We start from the raw sequence: 8,475 nt of genomic DNA on the forward strand, positions 1-8,475 counted from the left end.
TTTTGGGCTAGCGTAGCGGAAAGCCCAAAACCGTACCCCGAAGCGGCGTCGGCTTGAACGAATAGTTAGAACTTTCGCGAAAACTCCACACGACGATTGGCTTCCCTATCGGACACCGTATGAGGATCGCTAAGCAAAGGGTGGCGAGAGCCAAATCCAGAGACAGCGAAAATCTGCTTTGGTGGAAGACCATGCTCTATTAAGTAACGGGTCACGAGCTCGGCACGTCGAGTTGAAAGCATAAGGCAATCCCCTGGGCTGCATTCCGATGAATCGGTATGACCATGGACTTCAATTAAGATCTCAGGGTGTGCCTTAAACACAGAGATTGCTTGATCCATCATCTGGAAATACCCGGGCGACGATATGGATTCTCCAAGCGATTGACCGGCTAATGGTTGACCGGGCTTAAAATGAATACTGTTCAATTCGGTCGTTGCCGAGACTGGAAGGCAAAGTATCAACCAACCAGCTATCGAGGTTGAAATAGCCCGGAAACAAGAGAGAGCAGGAGTGTCTTTCATGGTGGGTCTTCGGTTACGAAAGAGGTTAAATCGAAAAGTTCTAACACTTGAGTTAAGTCGCCACGCGTAGTGGCAACGGACGCGTGCTAGCGTAACGCAGGCACGCGGGCGGTGCCGCGAAGCGGGGTCGGCTTGAACGAACAGTTAGGCAACATTGGCCTTTTGAACAGTTACGTTTTTCCCAAGCGTTTTGAACCGGTTTCCGTCAGTCTGGACAATGGTGATTGTCAGATGACCAGTTTTACTGATGTTCAAATCACGAGCAATGCCAGATTTGCCTTTGTGAGTTCCGGAAATGACCATGCAGAAGTCGCCATCTTTAACTTCATTCGACTCTGGAGCGGTTCCCTTCAACATTGCGAAAATCCTCTTCCAATGCGTGCCTAACACCTGAGTTAAGCCGCCCCGCGAGTGGTGGCGGATGCGTGCTAGCGTAGCGCAGGCACGCAGACGGTGCCGCGAAGCGGGGTCGGCTTGAACGATTAGTTAGATTTCATGGCCACAAGTTATCTGTGCAGCACTGGGCTTAAGGCGGGCCAGTTGCTCGGAAATCTTCTTTAATGGAATTCCAAATTTAGGAAACGCCTTGACGCTATAGAAATCTGACCAGCCTTGACTCGGGAAGTCTTGGGGATCTAGAGGTATCCTCAGGTCAGCGACTGAGCAAGGTAGCCACCAAATGGGCATGGAATCACTGTATGGAATGAAATCTTCGCCTGATCGGCTGGTGAGAACTATCGCCTGAGCATAGCGAGGCATTACGTAGTCGTCGCCATGGCGTAACACAAGAAGCAGGCGAGGCTTTGCCTGCGGTGAATCGATAATTCGCTCCATGCCATAGTGGCTCGTCGTAAATAGCAAGATAGAATTTGCGTCTAGATCGCCATAAACGGGTAACAATCTTTTGGCAGAAACCCAAAATGGCGGTGGGTCCATGCAGATAAATCCAAGTTTTCCGTCTTTGTCGATGGGTCTAGAGCATTCAGGGGATTCAGGTAGATATGCGCCTGCTTCCAACGTCGCTTTTAAAACAATGGGCTGAGCAGTCTTCCGGTCAAATTTAGGGAATTCTTTGGGAGGCTGAGATGATGCGATTTTGGCGGCGATTATTAGAGAGAGCAGCATAGGTTCCCCGTGAAATCTAACACCTGAGTTAAGCCGCCCCGATTTGCGGCGGCGGATTGCGGCAGGCTACCAAATGTCGCGGGCCGACGCCGCGAAGCGGGGTCGGCTTGAACGAACAGTTAGGTTGCATGGGCCGATGTTTGAGGGGCCTTCCATCGAATGCACCAGAAAACAATTGCGAGCGCTAACCAGGTCATTGAAATTTTTGTTGATGCTATGGCGTAGGGCAGATCGGGAAACGAAGTTAAAGGAGCTTGTCCTCTAAGAGAGGGTAGGTATTCCAATGTCCAATATCTCTCATATGCGCAAAGAGCAATCCATGCTGGAAGCAGCCATCCGGCGGACAGTAAGACAACAAAGAGCTTATGCGCGAATAGTTTAGCCATGACAGCCTAACACCTGAGTTAAGCCGCGCCGAGAGTGGTGCGGTTTTGGGCTAGCGTAGCGGAGAGCCCAAAACCGTGCCACGAAGCGGCGTCGGCTTGAACGATTAGTTAGGGCTTATGAGCGATGCAAGATGACGCTTTGTCTATCTGGTAGACAGTTCCAAGGGTGTTTGTAGGCCACTGAAAGCGCTTCTGGACTACAGTTCCTTCGAAGTCGCATTCAATAGGTGTAGAGAGGTTTCCTTTGATCGCAGTCATTGCGTTAAAAATTACGTGAGATGCTTTATCGCTTTTTTCGGCGAGCATGGTAGTAGATTGACTTGCATTTCCACAGATGGAGATGAGATCGCCGTGGCGCCAATTTAAGTAGCACGCATGCGTTCTCACCTTTTTCCCAAGGAATCGACTCTTATAGGATATGAGGTCGTTTAATGGAACGCTTTGCGCAAGGGCTTGACCGCTGATTGTGATGGTGCAAACGAGGAGCAGGATTGGAGTTCTCATAAGCCCTAACACCTGAGTTAAGCCGCCCCGTGAGTGGCGGCGGACGCGTGCTAGCGTAGCGCAGGCACGTGGACGGTGCCACGAAGCGGGGTCGGCTTGAACGATTAGTTAGGCGACGCAGCCGTTATACATTGTCAGCTCGCCTAAAGCGGAGCGTGGAAGTAATAGCAAAGCCCATCTGGAGCAACCACAAAGAAGACCTGGAGGTCTTGACCGTCCTGCTTTTCAAGCCGTAGGTCACTGGTATTCACCCCGTTTTTGTCCAGCTCTTGTTTCATGGAGTGGATATCCGAAACAAGTATGGCCGCTCCGTCCTGCGTCGCATCTCCACCATTTACAGTGAATCCGATTTGGGTTCCGTTACGTTCCATGAGGACGGTAGGAACGGGGCTCTGAGAGCGTCCTGATTCAGTCATGCCAAAGTGGGTGGCGTACCACTGAGCTGCCTGATCAATATCCAAGACGGGAAGGGCAAGAACATCGTTCTGGTAAGGATAGGCAGCTTTGAACTGTGATTTGTCCGACACGGCATGCTCCTGATCTGGAAAGCGAAGCTGTGCGCCTGTGGCGCCTAACACCTGAGTTAAGCCGCCACGCGCAGTGGTGGCGGACGCGTGCTAGCGTAGCGTAGGCACGCGGCCGATGCCACGAAGCGGGGTCGGCTTGAACGATTAGTTAGGTGCCTTGCGGGACGACGATTACAGCCGTGCCGTAGCACAAAACTTCCGTAAGACCATCCATCAATTCGGTCGCGTCGTACCGAGCACCAATAATTGCATTGGCACCGAGTTGTTTTGCGTGCTTTACCATGTCTCGATAGGTTTCAGTTCGAGCTTGCTCGCAAAGTTCGGTGTAGACAGTGATATTCCCACCGAACAGGCTTTGCAACCCGCCAACAAGGTTTCCTACAACTGACCTGGATCGGACAGTGATTCCACGAACGATGCCTAGGCTGCGAGTAACCTGATATCCAGGAAGTTCAAAAGCGGTTGTAACCATCGAATCGTCTAAATCGGGCATCGATATTCCCTCCCAAAGGCACCTAACACCTGAGTTAAGCCGCCACGCGCAGTGGCGGCGGACGCGTGCTAGCGTAGCGCAGGCACGCGGAGGATGCCACGAAGCGGGGTCGGCTTGAACGATTAGTTAGGCACCATCTTTTGTCGAATCGGTGGGCCAACCATCGACAAGGTTTCCAGAATATTTTTTAGGTGGAGCCCAATCACTCCACGCATTAGATATCAAGTAAATGCCAATTATTGTGCCAATAGGAAATCCACCTAACATAAGGAATCCTATAATTAGAGAGGTGACGCGTGCCCAATTCCTTCTTCGTTTAGCTGAAAATGCGACAAATATATGCAAAATGACTAGGGCGGAAAAGAAGGCGATTACAACGTAAGCACCGGGTTGGGTGCTGCTTTGCGTGGTGATGTAGTAAACGAAAATTGAGGTTATGAAACCATACAAGCAGGCAAGCGCGATATGTGTTCGATACGTTTTGATGTTTCTTTCCACAAGTCCCCCTGACGATTGTTGAGATGGAGCCTAACACCTGAGTTAAGCCGCGCCGAGAGTGGTGCGGTTTTGGGCTAGCGTAGCGGATAGCCCAAAGCCGTGCCACGAAGCGGCGTCGGCTTGAACGATTAGTTAGGCGTTGCAAAGGTCGCGTAGCTTCTTAAGCGCCGCCGCATGGCGATCGGATACCAAGCCAACTTTCCGGTGGTAACTGAAACCTGAGTGATCTCTTGTGGCTGCTTCCAGTGCAAGTTGAGCCTCTTTGGCAGCGCACTCTCGGTCTGAGAGTCGCAAGATCATTGCTCTTGCGGCGTGATACTTAAATAAGGCAACAGGGAACATTAGACTGTCTGTCGGCCCAGTTAGCATGGCTAATGCTTGGTCAAAGCGATCTGTTATGCCGTTCAGTGCAATTAGGTACGGAAGGTCAATGGATGCTCCAGTACGGAGTCGCGGGAAAACTTCCTCCCGAGCAACGGCTTGTTCATAAGAAAGAATGGCTGCTTCCAGATCCCCTAGTGCTAGATATGCGGTTGCGCGATCTACATGGGCTTGAGCTATGTCAAAGTGGTCGCCAAGGGCGAAGTATTGATCGAGAAGTTGAAGCGCAACATCGGGGTGGAATGGGGCCAAAGTAGAGGCCTGTATCCGAAGATATTGGCTTTTGTCTCTTGCGCGCTTTAGTTTCGCGAAAAAAGCGGCTTCAATTTCTTCATTCCACTGGGTGTTTCGGAACCAAGAATCTCTTGCCATTGCAATGCCTAACACCTGAGTTAAGCCGCGCCGAGAGTGGTGCGGTTTTGGGCTAGCGTAGCGGATAGCCCAAAACCGTGCCACGAAGCGGGGTCGGCTTGAACGAATAGTTAGAGCCCATTGCGAGTTATCGGGCTAATAGGACCAAGGCCAACGCAATAGCGGCGGGGACTGCCTGTACAAACAGGATCTTCTTGCTCGCTGTGGCGGCTCCGTAAACGCCAGCCACAACAACACAAGCTAGAAAGAAGACCTTGAAGGAAAGTCCAGCAGGCCCTTGAACAAGGCCGTAAATCAGGCCGACGGCTAAGAATCCGTTGTAAAGCCCTTGGTTCGCACCTAGAACCTTTGTCTGGTCAGCAAACTCTTGGGTCAAGCCAAATGCTTTTCGACCAGCAGGCTTTGTCCAGAGGAACATTTCAAGAACAAGGATGTAGATATGGAGTAGGGCGACTAAACCTACTACTATGTTTGAAACGAGGAGCATGATTGCCTCTCAATGGGCGCTAACACCTGAGTTAAGCCGCGCCGAGAGTGGCGCGGTTTTGGGCTAGCGTAGCGGAAAGCCCAAAACCGTGCCGCGAAGCGGCGTCGGCTTGAACGATTAGTTAGCCTTCACTGCCTTCCCAACTAAAAGAGCACGTTTCGCAGGTTTTTGCGCTTGTGCTGGTGGGAAACGTTGCTCCGAGCAACCCTGTTACAAGGGCTAATGCTCTTTGCTGAAGAGGAATTCCGTACCTAATCGAGAGTCCACCGCATTTAGGACATGATTCGGCTGGAAGGTCTTCGGCTTGCTCAAGATCGCCTTGGAGTTCCCCAGACTGATAGGCATCTAGAACTTCAAGTGCATCCTGGGAGAACTCTTCTGGGATTTGAACTGCAGTTCCGCCTAGGGCAAACGAAATTGGCCAGTCAATCGTTGCGTGATTGGCAAATGCCGTTGTAGCAGGGATTCCTTCGGCTTTTAGGCGAGCGCAAACAATCTCCGCTTCCCAACGATCAAGAAATCTGGCGATGGTTATGAGCATGGTTAAGTGAAGGCTAACACCTGAGTTAAGCCGCCCCGGTTTGCGGCGGCGGATTGCGGCAGACTACCAAAAGCCGCAGGCCGACGCCGCGAAGCGGGGTCGGCTTGAACGATTAGTTAGGTGCCAGCCCCGTGATAGGCACTAACTGATCTTCGATTGGGTCAAGCACTATTTCTGGAAAATATTCAGAAATAGAATCACGAACATCCTGCTCGGCGGACGGATCTACCGATGGCAGTAGAAATGCTAAACGTCTTGCTTCTGCACTCGGCCATTGGGCATAGGCGTACCAGATGCCGTCATTCCCCTTGTGTAGACGCGAGCCAAGCGCACCTCGTTCTGTCCGTAAAAGCCTCGTCAGTTTTGACCAAGCTGAAACGTAGAGCGCTTCTTTATCTGGATGAACGCGAGCGCGATAAATAACGCAAAATCCAAGATTATTGACCATGCAAGGACTCGATAAGTTATCGGGTGGCACCTAACACCTGAGTTAAGCCGCCCCGTGAGTGGCGGCGGACGCGTGCTAGCGTAGCGCAGGCACGCGGGCGATGCCACGAAGCGGGGTCGGCTTGAACGATTAGTTAGGCTGAGCTGGCCGTGTTGGCGAATTGAATAAACCTTAGAGTGTTGCGGTCTGGATCATCCACGTAGAACTCACGGGTTCCCCATGATTGCTCGAGTGGACCTCGATGCACAGGCGAATCGCGCTCTGGGATACGCAATCCGCGATCCAGAAACTTTTGGAATAGAGCATCTATGTCTTCTACAACAATAGCTACAGCTTGGCCGAATGTGCCATCGCCACCGAAACTTGAGAGATGAATCCAGCCATCGTCTCTTTGAAGTGTGCAGAACGAAGGATCTTCCAACCAGTCTGGCTTATCGACTTGGACAAAATCCAGTACTTGGCAATAAAAGGCCAAAGAGGCTTTCATACTGCTGCAGCGGACAGTTGGAATGATTGGCATGCGTATCCCTCATCCAGCACAGCCTAACACCTGAGTTAAGCCGCCCCGGTTTGCGGCGGCGGACAGCGGCAGACTACCAAAAGCCGCAGGCCGACGCCGCGAAGCGGGGTCGGCTTGAACGAGCTGTTAGAGCGCAGCCATGACTAGCCATACGAGAATGCCAGATGCAACTGTGGAGACAGCTGCGATGCCAGCACTTATCCCAAAAGATGTTCCAAGAGACAGTTTGAAGCCAAGGACGTAGGAGCAGAAAAAAGCCAGCAGCAGTGGAATTCCAAGTCTGGCTTCACCATGTCCAATGGAGAGCAGAACAAGCAAGAAGACGAAGGATAGGAATAATGCTAAGGCGACCGCTTTTGCAGAATCCCAAAAGGTGAATTCTGCTCCGGAGAATTTCTGGGCTGTGGCTTTAACAATCAGCGGGATCGCAACGATTAGGCCACAGAAGGCGAGGCCCCATTTCGCTGGTGCAAAGGCAATAACAGCGATCAGGAAAAAAACGAGAAGCAAAATATGCATGATCTGCGCGCTAACACCTGAGTTAAGCCGCGCCGAGAGTGGTGCGATTTTGGGCTAGCGTAGCGTAAAAGCCCAAAACCGTGCCACGAAGCGGCGTCGGCTTGAACGATTAGTTAGGCACCAATTTGTTGGGCCCAATACATCGCGTTAGCCATGTTACTGGGTTCCGCTACCTCTTGGTTCTGAACGAGATCAGCGATTCTGGCGGAAACTTCAGATGAGCCGAAAGTGGCAACACACGGCTGAATAAATGCGCGATTAGTGCTTGGATTAGGCTCTGAAAGGCCTGCGAGTAGTAGTGGGTCAAGCAACGTTCGTGGTACGGGTTTTACAACGGACAACAGTCGTGCAACAAACCACTTTTGTGATTCTGACTTTAGTGCCGTAATGAACCACGATAGGGCAATTTCATTGTCTTTCGGGAAGACGGATGCTGCGCGGCCAAGGAAGTCGCGCATAGCCATGTTGCGGGAGTGCAGATCTGGCCCGTACTGGAATGTCCCTGGCGGTCCGGATAACTCCAAGTATTGTTTCGCGAGTTCGTTCCAGTCAGTGCTCATGACGGTGCCTAACACCTGAGTTAAGCCGCCACGCGCAGTGGTGGCGGACGCGTGCTAGCGTAGCGCAGGCGCGCGGGCGGTGCCACGAAGCGGGGTCGGCTTGAACGATTAGTTAGGCGCCGCAGCCGTTAAACATTGTCAGCTCGCCTAGAGCGGAGCGTGGAAGTAATAGCAAAGCCCATCTGGAGCGACCACAAAGAAGACCTGGAGGTCTTGACCGTCCTGCTTCTCAAGCCGTAGGTCACTGGTATTCACCCCGGTTTTGTCCAGCTCTTGTTTCATGGACTGGATATCCGAAACAAGTATGGCCGCTCCGTCCTGCGTCGCATCTCCACCATTTACAGCGAATCCGATTTGGGTTCCATCACGTTCCATGAGGACAGTAGGAACGGGGCTCTGAGAGCGTCCGGATTCAGTCATGCCGAAGTGGGCGGCGTACCACTGAGCTGCCTGATCAATATCCAAGACGGGAAGGGCAAGAACATCGTTCTGGTAAGGATAGGCAGCTTTGAACTGTGATTTGTCCGACACGGCATGCTCCTGATCTGGAAAGCGAAGCTGTGCGCCTGCGGCGCCTAACACCTGAGTTA

At 52.0% G+C, this 8,475-nt stretch carries 13 protein-coding genes; all 13 read right to left on the reverse strand.

Going from position 1 to position 8,475, the window contains the following annotated elements; translation table 11 throughout:
- Positions 1–65: 65 nt before the first annotated feature.
- Positions 66–524 carry an OmpA family protein gene (locus ABE093_RS13260; RefSeq protein WP_430761388.1) on the reverse strand — a complete coding sequence of 153 codons (459 nt, stop codon included), beginning with the start codon at positions 522–524 and terminating at the stop codon, positions 66–68.
- 144 nt (positions 525–668) lie between these two features.
- The gene (locus ABE093_RS13265; RefSeq protein WP_430761389.1) at positions 669–881 is read right to left on the reverse strand and encodes a hypothetical protein; all 213 of its coding nucleotides are present in this window, start codon (positions 879–881) and stop codon (positions 669–671) included.
- A gap of 129 nt (positions 882–1,010) precedes the next feature.
- Positions 1,011–1,649 carry a hypothetical protein gene (locus ABE093_RS13270; protein ID WP_430761390.1) on the reverse strand — a complete coding sequence of 213 codons (639 nt, stop codon included), beginning with the start codon at positions 1,647–1,649 and terminating at the stop codon, positions 1,011–1,013.
- A gap of 1,033 nt (positions 1,650–2,682) precedes the next feature.
- The gene (locus ABE093_RS13275; RefSeq protein ID WP_430761391.1) at positions 2,683–3,066 is read right to left on the reverse strand and encodes a VOC family protein; all 384 of its coding nucleotides are present in this window, start codon (positions 3,064–3,066) and stop codon (positions 2,683–2,685) included.
- A 148-nt stretch (positions 3,067–3,214) separates the two neighbouring features.
- Positions 3,215–3,559, reverse strand: a complete 345-nt coding sequence (locus tag ABE093_RS13280; protein WP_430761392.1) for a YbjQ family protein — start codon at positions 3,557–3,559, stop codon at positions 3,215–3,217.
- 630 nt (positions 3,560–4,189) lie between these two features.
- The gene (locus ABE093_RS13285) at positions 4,190–4,825 is read right to left on the reverse strand and encodes a hypothetical protein (protein WP_430761393.1); all 636 of its coding nucleotides are present in this window, start codon (positions 4,823–4,825) and stop codon (positions 4,190–4,192) included.
- 112 nt (positions 4,826–4,937) lie between these two features.
- Complete coding sequence (locus ABE093_RS13290; protein WP_430761394.1) at positions 4,938–5,297, reverse strand: DUF1304 domain-containing protein; 360 nt, start codon at positions 5,295–5,297, stop codon at positions 4,938–4,940.
- A 121-nt stretch (positions 5,298–5,418) separates the two neighbouring features.
- A complete protein-coding gene (locus ABE093_RS13295) occupies positions 5,419–5,838 on the reverse strand; it encodes a hypothetical protein (RefSeq protein ID WP_430761395.1) in 420 nt (139 codons plus the stop codon).
- 112 nt (positions 5,839–5,950) lie between these two features.
- Positions 5,951–6,286: an antibiotic biosynthesis monooxygenase family protein gene (locus ABE093_RS13300; protein WP_430761396.1), complete on the reverse strand. Its 336-nt coding sequence runs from the start codon at positions 6,284–6,286 to the stop codon at positions 5,951–5,953.
- A 133-nt stretch (positions 6,287–6,419) separates the two neighbouring features.
- On the reverse strand, positions 6,420–6,806 hold the full coding sequence (locus tag ABE093_RS13305) for a VOC family protein (protein ID WP_430761397.1): 387 nt from the start codon (positions 6,804–6,806) through the stop codon (positions 6,420–6,422).
- Positions 6,807–6,932: 126 nt separating this feature from the next.
- Positions 6,933–7,325, reverse strand: coding sequence for a hypothetical protein (locus ABE093_RS13310; protein WP_430761398.1), 393 nt, complete (start codon positions 7,323–7,325; stop codon positions 6,933–6,935).
- 113 nt (positions 7,326–7,438) lie between these two features.
- Positions 7,439–7,885 (reverse strand): hypothetical protein, encoded by a 447-nt coding sequence (locus tag ABE093_RS13315; protein ID WP_430761399.1) that lies wholly within the window; start codon positions 7,883–7,885, stop codon positions 7,439–7,441.
- Between the two features lie 147 nt (positions 7,886–8,032).
- A partial coding sequence (locus ABE093_RS13320) for a VOC family protein (RefSeq protein WP_430761400.1) occupies positions 8,033–8,475 on the reverse strand: 443 nt, incomplete at its 5' end.

The organism is Solilutibacter silvestris, assembly GCF_050574925.1.
Taxonomy (GTDB): Bacteria; Pseudomonadota; Gammaproteobacteria; order Xanthomonadales; family Xanthomonadaceae; genus Solilutibacter; species Solilutibacter silvestris_A.